Annotated in this window: 16 protein-coding genes and 5 tRNA genes; 15 read left to right on the forward strand and 6 right to left on the reverse strand. The window is 28.5% G+C overall.

Annotated elements, in window-relative coordinates:
* Positions 1-72: 72 nt before the first annotated feature.
* The 5 genes from E5347_RS11425 (at position 73) to E5347_RS11445 (ending at position 484) form a co-directional block, all read left to right on the forward strand.
* Positions 73-147, forward strand: a tRNA-Thr gene (locus tag E5347_RS11425).
* Positions 148-155: 8 nt separating this feature from the next.
* Positions 156-230: transfer RNA gene (locus E5347_RS11430), tRNA-Glu, on the forward strand.
* 4 nt (positions 231-234) lie between these two features.
* Positions 235-310, forward strand: a tRNA-Val gene (locus E5347_RS11435).
* Between the two features lie 5 nt (positions 311-315).
* A tRNA-Asp gene (locus E5347_RS11440) sits at positions 316-392 on the forward strand.
* 17 nt (positions 393-409) lie between these two features.
* Positions 410-484, forward strand: a tRNA-Thr gene (locus tag E5347_RS11445).
* Positions 485-623: 139 nt separating this feature from the next.
* Here E5347_RS11445 and E5347_RS11450 read toward each other — a convergent pair.
* Positions 624-1,601 (reverse strand): ATP-binding protein, encoded by a 978-nt coding sequence (locus tag E5347_RS11450; protein WP_136007365.1) that lies wholly within the window; start codon positions 1,599-1,601, stop codon positions 624-626.
* Entirely contained in the window at positions 1,594-2,592 is a 999-nt protein-coding gene (locus tag E5347_RS11455) for a DnaD domain protein (RefSeq protein WP_136007366.1), read from the reverse strand. Before E5347_RS11455 ends, E5347_RS11450 begins: the two co-directional genes overlap by 8 nt.
* 159 nt (positions 2,593-2,751) lie before the next feature.
* On the opposite strand from E5347_RS11455, the gene E5347_RS11460 reads away from it, so the two are divergent.
* A complete protein-coding gene (locus tag E5347_RS11460) occupies positions 2,752-3,873 on the forward strand; it encodes a peptidoglycan DD-metalloendopeptidase family protein (RefSeq protein ID WP_168354957.1) in 1,122 nt (373 codons plus the stop codon).
* Between the two features lie 11 nt (positions 3,874-3,884).
* Here E5347_RS11460 and E5347_RS11465 read toward each other — a convergent pair whose 3' ends face one another.
* The 3 genes from E5347_RS11465 to E5347_RS11475 all read right to left on the reverse strand — a co-directional run bounded on the left by E5347_RS11465 (position 3,885) and on the right by E5347_RS11475 (position 6,378).
* The gene (locus E5347_RS11465; protein WP_136007368.1) at positions 3,885-5,081 is read right to left on the reverse strand and encodes a S8 family serine peptidase; all 1,197 of its coding nucleotides are present in this window, start codon (positions 5,079-5,081) and stop codon (positions 3,885-3,887) included.
* 128 nt (positions 5,082-5,209) lie between these two features.
* On the reverse strand, positions 5,210-5,665 hold the full coding sequence (locus E5347_RS11470) for a dUTP diphosphatase (protein WP_136007369.1): 456 nt from the start codon (positions 5,663-5,665) through the stop codon (positions 5,210-5,212).
* Between the two features lie 170 nt (positions 5,666-5,835).
* Positions 5,836-6,378, reverse strand: coding sequence for a hypothetical protein (locus E5347_RS11475; protein ID WP_136007370.1), 543 nt, complete (start codon positions 6,376-6,378; stop codon positions 5,836-5,838).
* A gap of 302 nt (positions 6,379-6,680) precedes the next feature.
* Between E5347_RS11475 and E5347_RS11480 the strand changes: the two genes are divergently transcribed.
* From E5347_RS11480 to E5347_RS11520, 9 genes are all read left to right on the forward strand, one after another.
* Positions 6,681-7,943 carry a UDP-N-acetylglucosamine 1-carboxyvinyltransferase gene (locus tag E5347_RS11480; protein ID WP_136007371.1) on the forward strand — a complete coding sequence of 421 codons (1,263 nt, stop codon included), beginning with the start codon at positions 6,681-6,683 and terminating at the stop codon, positions 7,941-7,943.
* Positions 7,944-7,964: 21 nt separating this feature from the next.
* On the forward strand, positions 7,965-8,756 hold the full coding sequence (locus E5347_RS11485) for an MBL fold metallo-hydrolase (protein ID WP_136007372.1): 792 nt from the start codon (positions 7,965-7,967) through the stop codon (positions 8,754-8,756).
* Positions 8,757-8,796: 40 nt separating this feature from the next.
* Positions 8,797-9,294 carry an SEC-C metal-binding domain-containing protein gene (locus tag E5347_RS11490; protein ID WP_136007373.1) on the forward strand — a complete coding sequence of 166 codons (498 nt, stop codon included), beginning with the start codon at positions 8,797-8,799 and terminating at the stop codon, positions 9,292-9,294.
* A 142-nt stretch (positions 9,295-9,436) separates the two neighbouring features.
* A complete protein-coding gene (locus E5347_RS11495; RefSeq protein WP_136007374.1) occupies positions 9,437-10,078 on the forward strand; it encodes a lactate utilization protein in 642 nt (213 codons plus the stop codon).
* A 76-nt stretch (positions 10,079-10,154) separates the two neighbouring features.
* Complete coding sequence (locus E5347_RS11500) at positions 10,155-10,958, forward strand: Hsp20 family protein (RefSeq protein WP_136007375.1); 804 nt, start codon at positions 10,155-10,157, stop codon at positions 10,956-10,958.
* A 75-nt stretch (positions 10,959-11,033) separates the two neighbouring features.
* Positions 11,034-11,513: a 23S rRNA (pseudouridine(1915)-N(3))-methyltransferase RlmH gene (gene rlmH / locus E5347_RS11505; protein ID WP_136007376.1), complete on the forward strand. Its 480-nt coding sequence runs from the start codon at positions 11,034-11,036 to the stop codon at positions 11,511-11,513.
* A 105-nt stretch (positions 11,514-11,618) separates the two neighbouring features.
* A complete protein-coding gene (locus tag E5347_RS11510) occupies positions 11,619-13,148 on the forward strand; it encodes an N-6 DNA methylase (protein WP_136007377.1) in 1,530 nt (509 codons plus the stop codon).
* A 294-nt stretch (positions 13,149-13,442) separates the two neighbouring features.
* Positions 13,443-13,595 (forward strand): zinc-ribbon domain-containing protein, encoded by a 153-nt coding sequence (locus tag E5347_RS11515; protein WP_136007378.1) that lies wholly within the window; start codon positions 13,443-13,445, stop codon positions 13,593-13,595.
* Between the two features lie 461 nt (positions 13,596-14,056).
* Positions 14,057-14,209 carry a zinc-ribbon domain-containing protein gene (locus tag E5347_RS11520; RefSeq protein ID WP_136007378.1) on the forward strand — a complete coding sequence of 51 codons (153 nt, stop codon included), beginning with the start codon at positions 14,057-14,059 and terminating at the stop codon, positions 14,207-14,209.
* A gap of 193 nt (positions 14,210-14,402) precedes the next feature.
* On the opposite strand, the gene E5347_RS17010 is transcribed toward E5347_RS11520, so the two are convergent.
* A complete protein-coding gene (locus E5347_RS17010) occupies positions 14,403-14,858 on the reverse strand; it encodes a sodium/glutamate symporter (protein WP_341472511.1) in 456 nt (151 codons plus the stop codon).
* Between the last annotated feature and the right edge of the window lie 138 nt (positions 14,859-14,996).

Below are 14,996 nucleotides of genomic sequence, written 5' to 3' on the forward strand. Positions count from 1 at the left end.
GGCCTGTCACGCCGGAGGTCGAGGGTTCGAGCCCCTTCTGAGTCGCCATTTTAAAATTTAACTTTATATTATGCTGGCATGGCTCAACGGTAGAGCAGCTGACTTGTAATCAGCAGGTTGTAGGTTCGATTCCTATTGCCAGCTCCAAAATTTATGGCTCCTTGGTCAAGCGGTTAAGACACCACCCTTTCACGGTGGTATCAGGGGTTCGATTCCCCTAGGAGTCACCAATATGGAAGCATAGCTCAGCTGGGAGAGCATCTGCCTTACAAGCAGAGGGTCACAGGTTCGATCCCTGTTGTTTCCACCAATATTGGCTCAGTAGCTCAGTTGGTTAGAGTGCCGGCCTGTCACGCCGGAGGTCGAGGGTTCGAGCCCCTTCTGAGTCGCCATTTTAAATTTACTTTACGCTGGCATGGCTCAACGGTAGAGCAGCTGACTTGTAATCAGCAGGTTGTAGGTTCGATTCCTATTGCCAGCTCCAAAAAAGCTTTAGATTATTCTAAAGCTTTTTTTGTTTAGATAAATTTATTATATTAGGTATTAAGATTGATGTTGAACAATGTAAAGTTAAGAATTAAGGAGCTGTTTTTATAACAGCTCCTTTTGAAATAGTATTTATTTTATCTTCTTCTTAAATTTGATTGTATTCTAATATCTTCATTATAAAATTTATATAGATTAAAATTTCCTATTAATCTAGAAGAGATTCTTTCTGTGTAAGTAACACTTATATCTTTTAAACTTAGATTTGTAGAAATAAGCATTTTCTTTTTCTTAAGAAGTTTTTTATTTAGAAAGTTAAAGAATTCAGTTGTAGTAAACTCTGTAATTTGTTCAGTTCCTAAATCGTCTATAACTAATAAGTCACAATTTAGAAGTAAATCTTCTAGTGCAAAATTATTTTCTATTTTAATTTCTCTTAAATTTTTCATTAACTCATCAACTGTTCTGTAAACTACTAAATATCCTGAGTCTAGCAGAGCTTTTGCAACACAGCAACTTAAAAAAGTTTTTCCTGTTCCAGAGTTACCATAGAAGAGTAAATTATCATCTAAGTTTTTAAAGTTAGGTAAGTATTCTTGAGTTAAGTATTTAAGAATATTCTCCATATTCTTTCTTGGTGAAAATTTATCTTCCTCACTTAACTTATGTGTAGAAAATAATGAAATATTGAAATTATTAAAGTTGTTATTTAGTAGTGATGACTTTAAGTCAGAATCTTTATAATAAAGATTAACAAGTTTCTTTTTATAGCATGAGCATCTGTTTATTCCAATATAACCTTCATCTTTACATTTAGGACACCCGTATTGAAGGTTTAGATAATCAGGATTATAACCATTTTCAACCAAAGCTTCACACTTCTTAAATCTTAACTCAGTTATTTCATCCTTATACTTATTTAAAGTTGATTCATCCATACCTCTTAGAATATCTAGAGATAATTTAAGAGATTTTTTCTGGATTAAATTATCTAACTCTAATATTTCAGGATGTTTGTTTTCAATTTCTTTTCGTCTATTATCTAAATTCTTCTTTTCATCATTTCTTATTTTTTCATAGATTAGAGTTAATTCTTTTTCATATCCCTTAATCATCGCTATCCCATCCTAATAATTTCTTTTCTAAGGCATCGTAATCATAGTCACGTCCTTTAAAGTTATCAAATCTTAATTTTGGTTTGCTAGTTGCCTTTGAGTTGTTATAGTTTTTCTTTGCAGATGAATTCTTAAATTCAGCTTCTTTCTTTTCTATGTCTTGAATAGTTCTTAATTTATCTTTATTCCAACTTGATAATATTCCATCGATGTACTTAAAGTCAGCTCTATTTAATCTTTGGAAGCAAATATCACAGGCTTTTTTTATAATATCTAAGGAGTAATTATAAGTTGAAGTCCACTTTTCAAGCATATCTTCTTGAGGTTTCATAATATCTGTATTTCTAATTCCTAAGAAGTTTAATATTTCTCTATAAGTAACCCATTTATCTTCGCTTTTCCTTATATAACTTTGTGCTGCTTCAACATCAGTAATGTTCATTTCTTTCCAAGCTAAAGCAACCTTTTCAATGTATCTAAAGTTATTCTTTCCTTTAGATAAGCAGAATTCAATTAGTAATAGTATTAACTCAGGAGTGAATTTATAATCTTTTTTCCAACTAATATATATTTCAACTTCACTAGGGGATAGTGGCCTGCCAAGAAGTTGACTAATATCCTTAAGCATATCACTATTAGATGAATCTGTTAATTCTTCAACTAAGTCAAATTTCTCTATTTTTGTAGTGCCATCATTACTTAAGTCTACAAATTCTATATGAAAGTTTCCCATTTTATCTATTGGAACTAATTTAACGATTCCTTCTTCTTGCCAATAATTTAGTGCATTAATAATATCTGATTCTAATAGGTCTAATGAAGTAGCTAATACTTGAGCATTAACTCCAAATTCACTTGCAAAATTATATTTAAGCATTAATAAATAGACCTTAATAAACTCACCTCTAGCCTTTGGCATATATTTTTCTAGAAAAATATTGCTTACAGGAGTAAAATCAAGAGGCTTAGATTTAAACATAAAAGTACTCATAAATACATTTTCCTTTCTAAAAAATAATTATACAATAAGTTCATTATAACAAAGTGGAACAATAGCCTCAACATAACTAGAAATTATAAAAAGGAATATTATTTATATTTTTGGCAAAACTAATAAATGGATTGCTTAACTAAAAGAATAGGAGATTTTATGAATATAAACGAAGACTATAAAAGTCATATTAAATTAGCTAAGTTAATAGCACTAAGTTTAGTAATGATAATCATTACTTTAAACTATAACTCTGTAAAAGCTAATGCAGCAGTTAATGAAAAACTAAATATTAATAATACTAATATAAGTTTCTTAGAAAATAAGACTGATGAAAATATATTAGATAATTTATTAGTTGCATTAACTGGAAAGGTTTTTGGATATGAAGTAATTCTAAATGATGATTTAATTGGATATACCTTTATTGAAGATAGTTTAGATAATATAGAAGAATCTCTTTTAAACATATATTTAAGAGAGAAGGGTATAAAAAGAGAAGATGTTTTATCATATAAAGTAGATATGAAATTAGATTTAAAGAAAAATAGATTTGATGTAGAATTACTTCAAACTAGTGATGAAGTTGCAAAAGCTCTATATGATATTGCTAAAAAAGATAAGGATGAAATTAATATTACTGTAAAGTATATTAAAGAGGAGAAAATAGAGATTAAACCGAGTACCGTAATAATTCAAAGTGACAACTTGTATTTGGGAGAGAGTAAGGTAGAAGAAGGAACTAAAGGATTAAGCAAAGTAACAAAAGAAATTACTATAGATATAGATGAAGAGATAGAAAATAAAGTGATAAATAAATCAATTTTAATAAAAGAAGTAAGTAAGATAATTTATAAGGGAACTAAGAACCCATATGAGTATGGGGTAGCCTTCTTAAATCACCCAACAGGAGGAGGATATATGACTTCGGGTTATGGAGAGAGGTGGAACTCTTTTCATAAGGGAATTGATATTGCAGGGGACACTGGAGATGATGTTATTGCAGCAATGGATGGAGAAGTAATATATTCTGAGTATAATGATGGAGGATATGGAAATTTAATAATAGTTAAGCATGAAGATGATATGGAAACATATTATGGACATTTAAATGAAAGCTACGTAAAAGTAGGAGATAAAATTAAAAAAGGAGATATAATTGGTGCTGTCGGAAATACTGGATTTAGCACAGGTCCTCATTTACACTTTGAGTTAAGAATAGATGATGAACCCGTTGATCCAACTGATTATATAGTAAAAAAAGTAAATGGAGCTGCATAGAGTAGCTCCATTTACTTTATTATTGATTTAATATTAATGATTCCATCACCTTGATAATTTTGAGGCATATCTAATGGTTCACAAGAAACCTTTAATAATGATGATACATCTTTAGGAGTAAGGCTTTCATTATCTGAATATATTAAGGCACATACACCAGAGACAAAGGCTGCTGCTAGAGATGTACCTGTATATGTGTTATAGGAAGTATCTAATTTTGAGGGATATAGTTTCATACCATCTCTTTCAGAAATATAATTTGTATCACTATTTAAAGAAACTATATTTACGCAAGCTGCACAAAGGTTAGGTTTTGTGATTTTTTTAGTAGGTCCAGCTGATGAATATAAGTAAGGTTTTATATTTGAATTAGAGTCATAACCAGAAACAGTTATACAATTATTATTAAGAGCTATTCCTGTTAATGATCCATCTACATTAACATTGCTTCCACTAGGAAGAACGCAAGTAATATTTTTACTATTAACTAGAGATACCATTTTATTAAACATATTTTGAATAAATGAATTATATTTTAAGAGTTCGAATGGCATGCAAAGAACTTTTACATTTCCTTTATCACCTTCATTTAAAATTAACTTCATGGCATATAAAATATCAGAAATATATCCCTTTCCACTTTGATCGAAAGCTTTATAAGAATATATTTTACTTTCTGGAGCTATTCCGGTATAAAGACCATTAGACTTATTGCCATTAGCAGCAATTATTCCTGCTATGGAAGTACCATGTCCATTATCATCATAAGGAAATTTATAGTTATTAATTAAATCTACAAAGGAAGCTATTCTATTATAAGGATTTATCAAATCATGATGGGGATAAACTCCTGAATCTATTATTGCAACACCAATGCCTCTTCCTTTATTTTTTATATTCTTATTATTTAGTTTAGCTTTATTTGCAGTAGTAACACTTATACCGCATAAAAATAAGTACTCATCAAAACAAATATACTCAACTTCAGGAAATTCTAAAAGTCTATTAATGCCTTTTGAATTTAAATACGCTGATATTAATAGGCAAGGTTCTATGTGATTAATTACTTTACCTTTATAAGAGGATACTTTTTTTATAATATTGTCTTGGAATCTTTTATATTTTATAAGAATCCTATAATTATTATAAGGATTCGCTTTTATACAATCTTTTAAGTTTGGTTCAAGCTTTTTATTAAAAGAAAACATACTACACTCCTAAAATTGCTTACTATATATAGTATATTAATGAGTGTTCTTTTGTTAATACATATAAAATAAGTAATAATTATTTATTTATGAAAATAAAAAAACCTTCAATAAAGAAGGCTTTTTTATTACGTATTTATAAATCCATTACTAATTTTAGAGTCTGAATATCCTAGTGTGATTCCTAAGCTAATAAAGTCTTCAATAAGAGTTATGTAATGATCTTCAGAAGGTGAAATTATTAAATCATTTAAATCAATAAATAAATTTAAAAATTGGTCACTTAAGCAATAATCATTAGGTTTTATTGGAACTTCATCAATACTATCATAACCTTTATCAATACCAACAGAAATTATATTAGAGAAACAATCAATATATTTTGAAAATACAACATCATTATCAAAATTAATCTCATCGCCAATCCAATACTTATAGCATTTTGTCTCATCAGCTAAATGACCTAACTTAGTGTGTAACTCTAGGTGTTTTCTAGCTGAAATTTTGTAGTTACTTAAACTTTCATCGATTACTATCTTAGTGTTTTTTTCTTTTTGAGCTTCAAAAAAAGCTTTAATGTTCATATATATCCCCCTATTTTTAAGGATTTACTATTATTATATTTTACAAAAATATTTCGAAAATGAAAAGCAAAGAAAACGAATACAAAAAATAATTTTAAAAATACTAAAAAAATAATCTTAGAAACCTAATAGTAACTAAGATTATGTGTAAATAAATTCCAATAAAATACTTACAAATATAAGTTTTTCTTTAAAGGATAGCTTTTAATTAAGGTTTCTCTTTTATTATTTGAAAATTTCCATAATTCAATTCTATCTACTTTTAAAGTTTCACATTTTTCTTTTAAATTAATTTCACCATCTAATCTTTTAGGATCCTTAGGAATGAAATTAAGGTTTGCAAGAGAAATGTGCATTTGATCTTCAGTGTTTTCTTCAGGTACATTAAATCCATATAGTTTTAATGTATCATTCATTAATCTATTTAATCTTTTGATATACCCAACATCCTCTATTTTAACATTTAAAGTTTTCTGCGCTTCTGATACTGAAACCCTAGGTAATAATTGAACTTTAAAGTTCTTATAGGGCTTAATAATCTTATCTACTACAAGATCTAGTTTATCTATATTTGGATTTTCTACAACTTCTAATGGTATATAAGGTGCTGGCGAATTTCTATTTGCTCTAAATTTTTTAGATAAATTCCTTTGAATAGGATTTAAATGCTTATATGATTCATCATCAAATAATGCAACTAAGTAATACTTCATAGATTTAGCCTCTCATATCAATATTAATATATGAAATTTATCATATATAAACTTTTTATAAATTATAACATATTACAGAAAATTAAGAAAGATTATATAGTGAAAACTTTTCTTTCTAAGATGCAGTAAAAAAGCCTTATTGGAAGAAAAAACTCTATTTAAATAAATATATTTTATGTTATAATGAATATTGTAAGTTTTTTAGAATGTTACTATACGATGGATAAGAATTAAAATACGATGGATAATAGTTGAAATAAAAGGAAATATTATATATATAAATAGTGATAAGGGTGAAACGGATGGAAAAGTTAGTTATAAATGGAGGAAAAGCATTAAAAGGTTCTGTTGAAATAAATGGTGCAAAGAACTCAGCGGTTGCTATATTGCCAGCAGCTATAATGGCAAGCGAAGGAAAGTGCATTATTGATAATGTACCAGATATTGAAGATGTTCATTGTCTTGAAAGAATCTTAGCTAGTCTTGGATGTTCAGTTAATAAAATAGATAACAATACTTTAGAAATAGATGCCAGTGATGTTACAAGAGTAGAGGCTTGTACTGATGATGTTAGAAGAATGAGAGCTTCATATTATTTTATAGGAGCTTTACTTTCGAGGTTTAAAAAGGCTAAAGTAGAACTTCCAGGGGGATGCCCCATAGGTGTAAGACCTATAGATCAACATATAAAAGGATTTGAAGCTTTAGGAGCAAAAGTTACTATAGAGCATGGAGCTGTTACTGTTGAAGCAGAACATCTTCACGGAGCAAATATATTCTTTGATGTAGTTACTGTTGGAGCAACTATAAATGTTATGATAGCAGCTACATTAGCAGAAGGAACTACTATACTTGAAAATGTTGCAAAGGAACCACATGTTGTAGATGTTGCCAACTTCTTAAACTCTATGGGTGCTGATATTAAGGGTGCTGGAACAGATGTTATAAGAGTAAAGGGAGTTGAAAAACTTCAAGGATGTAATTATAGTGTTATTCCAGATCAAATTGAAGCTGGAACATTTATGATTGCAGCAGCAGCAACTAAAGGTGATGTTACTATAAAAAATGTAATACCTAAGCATTTAGAATCAATTGCAGCTAAATTAATTGAAATGGGAGCTATAGTTGAAGAGGGTGACGATAGTATTAGAGTATATGTTGAGGGAGAATTAAAAGGAGTTAATGTAAAAACAGCTCCATATCCAGGATTCCCAACAGATGTTCAACAACCTATGTCAGCTTTATTAAGTACAGTACCTGGAAAAAGTTTAATTGCTGAAAGTATATGGGAAAATAGACATAAGCATATAGATGAATTAAAAAAGATGGGTGCAACAATAAAGGTTGAAGGAAGAACAGCTATAATAGAAGGTAACAAGGATTTAGTTGGAGCTAAAGTTATTGCAACTGATTTAAGAGCTGGAGCAGCAATGGTTATTGCAGGTTTAGTTGCAAATGGAGTTACTGAAATAACTGAGATTGAACATATAGATAGAGGCTATCCTCACATTGAAAACAAGTTTTCTAGCTTAGGAGCGGATATTACTAGAGTAGTAGAAGAGTAGTATCTAACGGGGGATAATAATATGAAGTTTTGTTCATTATATAGTGGAAGTAGTGGAAATAGTATTTTTATTGCTTCAGATAATGCAAAAGTACTAATAGATGCAGGTTTACCTGGTAAGAAGATAGACGAAGCGTTAAATAGTATTGGAGAAGACCCAAGTAAAATAGATGGAATATTTGTTACTCATGAGCATTCAGATCATATTAAAGGAATAGGTGTATTATCTCGTAAATATGATATTCCTATTTTCACTAATGCTAATACTTGGTCTGCAATGGAGAGTAGCATAGGTAAAATCAAAGAACATAATATAAAGATTATGGATAGAAGATCCACTGTATCTATTAAGGATTTAGATATAATTTCTTTTAACATACCACATGATGCAGTTGCACCAGTTGGCTATACAATTCATAGTAATGGCAAAAAGGCTAGTGTTACTACTGACTTTGGAATATATACTGAAGAGATAAGAGATAATATTAAGGATTCGGAAGTTATATTACTTGAAAGTAATCATGATGTTAATATGTTGAAGTTTGGTCCTTATCCATATACTTTAAAAAGAAGAATATTAAGTGAAGTAGGTCATTTATCAAATGATGATTGTGGTAAGGCTATAGTAGACTTAATAAGATATAAGCAAAATAAAAAGATTATTTTAGGGCACTTAAGTGGAACTAATAATCATCCCGATTTAGCATTAGAAACAGTTCTTGGAGTTCTAAGAGAGAATAACATACAGCAAAATGTAGATATTGATTTAACTATGGCAAATAGGCATAGCCCTAGTGAGGTTATAGTATTATAATCAATTATATAAACAATACCACATAAAAAGGAGAATGAGTATGAGCTTATATAAACAATGGACAGATATGGTAGTTGAATATGTAAAAGCAAGAGGAGAAGAGGCTTTCTGGAATGAATATATGCAAATAGAAACGGCTCTTTATAAGGATATTTTAGCAAAGCATAAGGAAGTTTTAACTTGCAAAATAAAGGATTTAGCTAGCAATCAAAATACTACTGAAGAATTTATTATGGGATTCATAGATGGAATTAATGATAGCTTAAAGAATCCTCTTGATTTAGAAGCTGTAAAAGCTGATGATGAAATTACATTAGAAGTTGACTTAGAAAAGCTTTATTTCAATATGTTAGATGCTAAGGCTGAATATTTATATACTTTACCTCAATGGGATGGAATTTTCTCACCAGAAAAGAGAAAAGAAATTCAAAAGAAATATAGAGAATCTGTTATAGTAAGAAATGAAAATAAAATTGGTAGAAATGATCCTTGTACATGTGGAAGCGGTAAAAAGTATAAGAAGTGCTGTGGAAAGTAAATAGAATTTAATTAAGGTGGAATGTAAGACAATTTATAAGGGTTTACATTCCGCCTATTTACTTTATAAATAAAAGATAATTCTAAAGTTAGTTATAGCATATTAATATAAAGAGTAATGATGAATCTGGGGGAGATAATCTATGGATGAAAATTTAAAGTGGATTAATAGTCAAAAAATAATGAGAACAATTGAAGCTTTAGAAAAAAATAATATGAATGGATATTTGGTGGAAACAAAGGAAGGTATTATAGATAAGATTTGTGAACTAGTTGATGAAGGATCGAAGGTTTCTTGTGGCGGTTCTATGTCATTATTTGAGTGTGGGGTTATAGATCATTTAAGAAGTAATAGGTATAACTTTTTAGATAGATATAAAGAAGGTTTAAGTAAAGATGAAGTAAAAAAAGTTTTTAGGGAAAGCTTTTTTGCAGATGCTTACTTTACAAGTAGTAATGCTATAACTGAAGATGGTAAGTTATATAATGTTGATGGAAACGGAAATAGAGTAGCAGCTATGTTATATGGACCTGACAAGGTAATAGTAATAGCTGGTGTAAATAAAATAGTAAAAAATATAGATGAAGCTATCAATAGGAATAAGCAAATATCTGGTCCTGCTAATGCAAAGAGACTAAATAAGCTAACACCTTGCACTAAAGTAGGTTATTGTATGGATTGCAGAGGAAATGATAAGATTTGTAGGGAATTTACTGTTATATCAAGCCAAGGTAATAAAGATAGAATTCATGTAATCTTTATCAATGAAGATCTAGGGTATTAAAATAAATATTTTTGTATCAAAAGTAATAATCTCCAATAATTATATTATATAGGAATTAATATAATAGGAGATTATAATGTTTGATATATTACCCTTTTTAATGAATAACTTACTAGGGAACAATACTAATGTAAATGGATTAAATAATAATTATAATAATAACTTAAATAATAATCCAAATAGCAACTTATTAAATACTTTAAATAGCTTAAATAATCAAAGTGGTAAAAATATTACTCCAGATAATGACTATCAATATAATACTTATACAAATGGAAGTAATGTTTATGGAGTATTTACTAGCAGCTTTAGTGGAAGTTTTAGTGGTAACCTTAATAATGGCTTTCAAGGTATTCCTAATATGAATGGTAATAACATAATAGGAGGTACAATTGGAGGCTTTGGAGAAGCCTTTTCTAATATATTTAACGAAGTATTTAATACCTTGGCATCTAATGAGGGTTTAATTAATAATATAGTAGATACAGTATTAAATAGTGAAGTTGTTAATAATATTATTGAAGCAGAAGAAAAATTAGAAGAGGAAGAAGTATTAAAACTAGACTTTAAGGATTATGGGGATAGATATTTAATTGAAGGAAAAATCGAAGGTGTACAAAAAAGAGATATAGATATTGATTATGATAATGAGCATATTAGCATTAAAGTAAATAGAAATGCTTTAGAGGATAGAGGTAAAACTATAAATATACTTGAAGAAAATAATTATATTGAAAAGAACTTTTTTGTTCCAAATGTTGATTTAGCTAGAATTCAAGCTGTTTACAACTCAGAGGTACTAAGAGTCTACCTAAAAAAGAAACCAGAAGTAGAAGAAGGTACAACTATTATAGATGTAGATAGTTATTTAAATGAATGATGAAATATAAGTAATCTTTATTAGAGATTTTTCAGATTAAGTATAATAAAAAAATTAAACTCACGAGGAGACATTATGAATATTACAATAATTTCTGTTGGGAAACTAAAGGAAAAATATTTAAAGCAAGCAATAGATGAATATTCAAAAAGATTAAGTAGATATTGTAAACTAGATATAATTGAGCTTCAGGATGAAAAGACTCCTGATAATGCTTCTGAAAAAGAAGAGCTGCAAATTAAAGATAAGGAAGGAGATCTTATATTATCTAAAATAAAAGATAATATGCATGTAATTGCCATGGATCTAAAGGGGGAAAACCTAACTTCAGAACAATTTGCAGCCTACATAGAGAATTGTGGAGTAATGGGAAACTCTAATATAGCTTTTATTATAGGTGGAAGCTTAGGCCTTTCACAAAAGGTATTAAAAAGAGCAAACTACAAGCTTTGCTTTTCAAAGATGACATTCCCCCATCAATTATTCAGAGTAATGCTTTTAGAACAAATATACAGAGGCTACAGAATAATGAAAGGGGAGCCATACCATAAGTGATGCTCTAAATCTATGATTTAGTCAGCAGAACTTACTCAGCGAGCGGACGCGAGTCGAGATTCTTGTAAATAAAATAGTGCTTATTAGTTTTTAGGAGACGTTGTTATGGCAAGAAAAGAAAAAATGTTAGAGGAAATATCATGTACATACAATGAAGAAGATATAGATAGGCGAGAAGTGGGATATTATGCTACTCCTGAATTTATAAGTAACTATATTTCATTAAGAATGTTGCAAATAAATAATAATGGGACAAGGGTATTAGATCCATGTTGTGGAAAAGAGGAACTATTATCTTTTTTCTTTGATAAAGGATTAAGTATAGATGGAATAGATATTATTAGGTATAAAGATAAATATAAGTGTAATTTTGAAAACATTGATTTTATAAATTATTATTGCAATAAAAAGGACTCTTCTATTAGTGGCCTAACTCATGATAATATTGACGATGATGAAATGTTAGAATTGGATTATGATTATTATATTGCAAATCCTCCATATAATTGTCATGAGGTTGACTTTATAAAAAATAATAAGGGTAGATTAAAGAAGTATTTTAGTGATGTTGGAGTACATAATATGTATAGTATGTTCATATCTGCAATCATAGATTTAGCTAAGCAAGATGCAGTAATTGGATTAATAACCCATGATTCTTTTTTAACATCTAAATATCATGAAGGGTTAAGAAAGAAAATATTAAATGAATGTACAGTTCATGAAGTAACTATGTGTTCAACAGATTTGTTTTTAAGTCAAGGTGCAGATGTGAGGACAAGTATAATAATATTACAAAAAGGTAAGAAACACCAAGGAGAGGTTATAGTAAATAATCGTTCATTGAATACAGAAAAGTTAAAAGACGTATTGGATAAAAATATAAAGAGAGAATATAGTAAAAAATATTCATTAAATGATATTATATTGAATAATGAAAAAGATAATACCGAATTTATAATAGAATGTCCAGATGATATTAAATCTTTATTTTATGAAAAAAGATTAGGACAAATATTGAAATGTGTTACAGGTATTTCAACAGGTAATGATAAGTTATATTTATCTGAAAAAATGGAGGAGCCATTTACAATTCCATTTTATAAAAATCCAGGTAAGGATAGATTTTACACAAATAAATATATTTATTTACATGAGGACTTTTTGAAATTTGATAAAGAGATAAAGAATTTCATGGTAAGAAATAAGCCTTTATTATTTAAGGCAGGAATAACTTGTTCATCAATGGGGGTAGAGTTTACAGCATCTAAATTGCCATCAAATAGCACATTTGGAGTTAATGCAAATATTATATGCAATGAGTATGATTCATGGTGGCTATTAGCTTATTTAAATTCTACATTAGTTACTTATCTAGTAAGAGGTCTTCTAATTAGAAGTAATATGATAACTTCAGGATATGTTTCAAGAATACCTATAATAAATCTTACAAAAGAAGAGAAAGATAGATTAATATGCCTTTCAAAAGAAGCTTATGAACTAGCAGCTAATAAGAAAAGTATAAGTTATGTAATGTTACAGATAGATAATATCGTAAATATGGCAGCTAAAATATCTAAAGAAACTATTAATTCAATAAATAACTTTAAAGATAATTTAGTTAAAAATACTTAGGCTTATATTACGGAATATTTCATTTGAAAGATATTGAAATGTGTATAAAAATATTATCAGAAGTGAAATGATAGTATTAGGTGTTTATATAGCTTACTTAAGATGATTTTATTGCTAAAAATCGGTTATGACAAAAATTATTTACAAAAAAGGTTGCAATTAAACAAAAACTGTGTTATTATAAATGAGTAGCAAAGTTTGCTAACAATAAAAAGTTTCATTTAGGTAAATAGTTTCTCATAATTTAGAGATTATTATATCAATTTAGAATCTTTAATTTCAGGAGGACTATTTATGTCAGATAAAACAATAACATGCAGAGATTGCGGAAGCGAATTCATATTTTCAGTAGGAGAGCAAGAATTCTACAAAGAAAAAGGATTTGAAAATGAGCCAACAAGATGTGTATCTTGTAGAAGAGCTAGAAAAGAACAAAATAGAAGATAATTTTAGATTGTTATAGGTTGTAGTTTATACTACAACCTTTTTTGACGTTTATTATCATGAGAAGACAGTATAATATTATAATTATTATTGTTTAGAGTTATGATTTTAAAATAAATATATAGAGAATTTAGGGTAATGAAGAATAAGCTGTATTATAAGTGATATCTTAAAACTTATTTTGTTAGGAGTATTTAATCAGTTAGCAAATACGATGAGAATTTTCTTAGAAATGAAATGATAGTATTAGATGTTTAGATAGCTTATTTAAGATGATTTTATTACTAAAAATCGGTTACTAGAAAAATTATTTACAAAAAAGGTTGCTATTAAACAAAAATTATGTTATTATAAATGAGTAGCAAAGTTTGCTAACAATAAAAAGTTTCATTTAGGTAAATAGTTTCTCATAATTTAGAGATTATTATATCAATTTAGAATCTTTAATTTCAGGAGGACTATTTATGTCAGATAAAACAATAACATGCAGAGATTGCGGAAGCGAATTCATATTTTCAGTAGGAGAGCAAGAATTCTATAAAGAAAAAGGATTCGAAAATGAGCCAACAAGATGTGTATCTTGTAGAAGAGCTAGAAAAGAACAAAATAGAAGATAATTTTAGATTGTTATAGGTTGTAGTTTATACTACAACCTTTTTTGACGTTTTCTTAGTTACACTAGTTTTTATTAGTTTAAATATTAATTAATATAGGTCGTGAATTAAATTTAAATTAAATCTAATAAAAGATTTTATATAAATAAAAACCTCATGGATGATGTTGTTCGTCCATGAGGCTTTTAAGTTTAAATTAATAAAGAAAACCAATAAATCCGTAGATAATTCCAATGTTTATAAAGTCTATAAATAGTGATCCTACTATTGGCACTACAAAGAATGCAGTCTTAGAATAGACATATTTTTCAGTAACTGAATTCATATTTGCCATGGCATTTGATGTAGAACCCATCACAAATCCAGTTAAACCTGCAACAATTACTGCGGAATCATAATTTTTTCCCATTAATCGATAAGATACAAACATACCATATAGATACATCATTATACATTGAGCTATAAGCAAGATTAACATTGGAAGGGCTAGATCTATTAAATGCCAAAGTTCTAATGTTATAAGAGCCATTCCTAGGAATAGATTTAATGACATTTCTCCAACTACTTCAATACTAGGGGCTACAGCTGCTGCTGTACCATGTCCCCATGTTAGAGATGGAGATGCTGTAAGTAGTGCCAGAAGAGGATTAATTCCTACAAATCAGCAAGAACAATTGCTGGTGAAGGTATTGCGTATTTTGAAAACAAAGGCACAGTATTTTTGATTGACTTTCCGATTAAAAGAAAAATGACAGCTAATCATATAGATTGAATCATGTTAAGTTGAATT

Origin of the sequence: Clostridium sartagoforme (assembly GCF_004794105.1) — a bacterium.
Taxonomy (GTDB): domain Bacteria; phylum Bacillota; class Clostridia; order Clostridiales; family Clostridiaceae; genus Clostridium; species Clostridium sartagoforme_B.

What these genes read in the sequence shown, in the direction of transcription:
- E5347_RS11450 (WP_136007365.1), bottom strand. Translation starts at nt 1,601, where the DNA reads ATGATTAAGGGATATGAAAAAGAATTAACTCTAATCTATGAAAAAATA.
- E5347_RS11455 (WP_136007366.1), bottom strand. Translation starts at nt 2,592, where the DNA reads ATGAGTACTTTTATGTTTAAATCTAAGCCTCTTGATTTTACTCCTGTA.
- E5347_RS11460 (WP_168354957.1), top strand. Translation starts at nt 2,752, where the DNA reads ATGAATATAAACGAAGACTATAAAAGTCATATTAAATTAGCTAAGTTA.
- E5347_RS11465 (WP_136007368.1), bottom strand. Translation starts at nt 5,081, where the DNA reads ATGTTTTCTTTTAATAAAAAGCTTGAACCAAACTTAAAAGATTGTATA.
- E5347_RS11470 (WP_136007369.1), bottom strand. Translation starts at nt 5,665, where the DNA reads ATGAACATTAAAGCTTTTTTTGAAGCTCAAAAAGAAAAAAACACTAAG.
- E5347_RS11475 (WP_136007370.1), bottom strand. Translation starts at nt 6,378, where the DNA reads ATGAAGTATTACTTAGTTGCATTATTTGATGATGAATCATATAAGCAT.
- E5347_RS11480 (WP_136007371.1), top strand. Translation starts at nt 6,681, where the DNA reads ATGGAAAAGTTAGTTATAAATGGAGGAAAAGCATTAAAAGGTTCTGTT.
- E5347_RS11485 (WP_136007372.1), top strand. Translation starts at nt 7,965, where the DNA reads ATGAAGTTTTGTTCATTATATAGTGGAAGTAGTGGAAATAGTATTTTT.
- E5347_RS11490 (WP_136007373.1), top strand. Translation starts at nt 8,797, where the DNA reads ATGAGCTTATATAAACAATGGACAGATATGGTAGTTGAATATGTAAAA.
- E5347_RS11495 (WP_136007374.1), top strand. Translation starts at nt 9,437, where the DNA reads ATGGATGAAAATTTAAAGTGGATTAATAGTCAAAAAATAATGAGAACA.
- E5347_RS11500 (WP_136007375.1), top strand. Translation starts at nt 10,155, where the DNA reads ATGTTTGATATATTACCCTTTTTAATGAATAACTTACTAGGGAACAAT.
- rlmH (WP_136007376.1), top strand. Translation starts at nt 11,034, where the DNA reads ATGAATATTACAATAATTTCTGTTGGGAAACTAAAGGAAAAATATTTA.
- E5347_RS11510 (WP_136007377.1), top strand. Translation starts at nt 11,619, where the DNA reads ATGGCAAGAAAAGAAAAAATGTTAGAGGAAATATCATGTACATACAAT.
- E5347_RS11515 (WP_136007378.1), top strand. Translation starts at nt 13,443, where the DNA reads ATGTCAGATAAAACAATAACATGCAGAGATTGCGGAAGCGAATTCATA.
- E5347_RS11520 (WP_136007378.1), top strand. Translation starts at nt 14,057, where the DNA reads ATGTCAGATAAAACAATAACATGCAGAGATTGCGGAAGCGAATTCATA.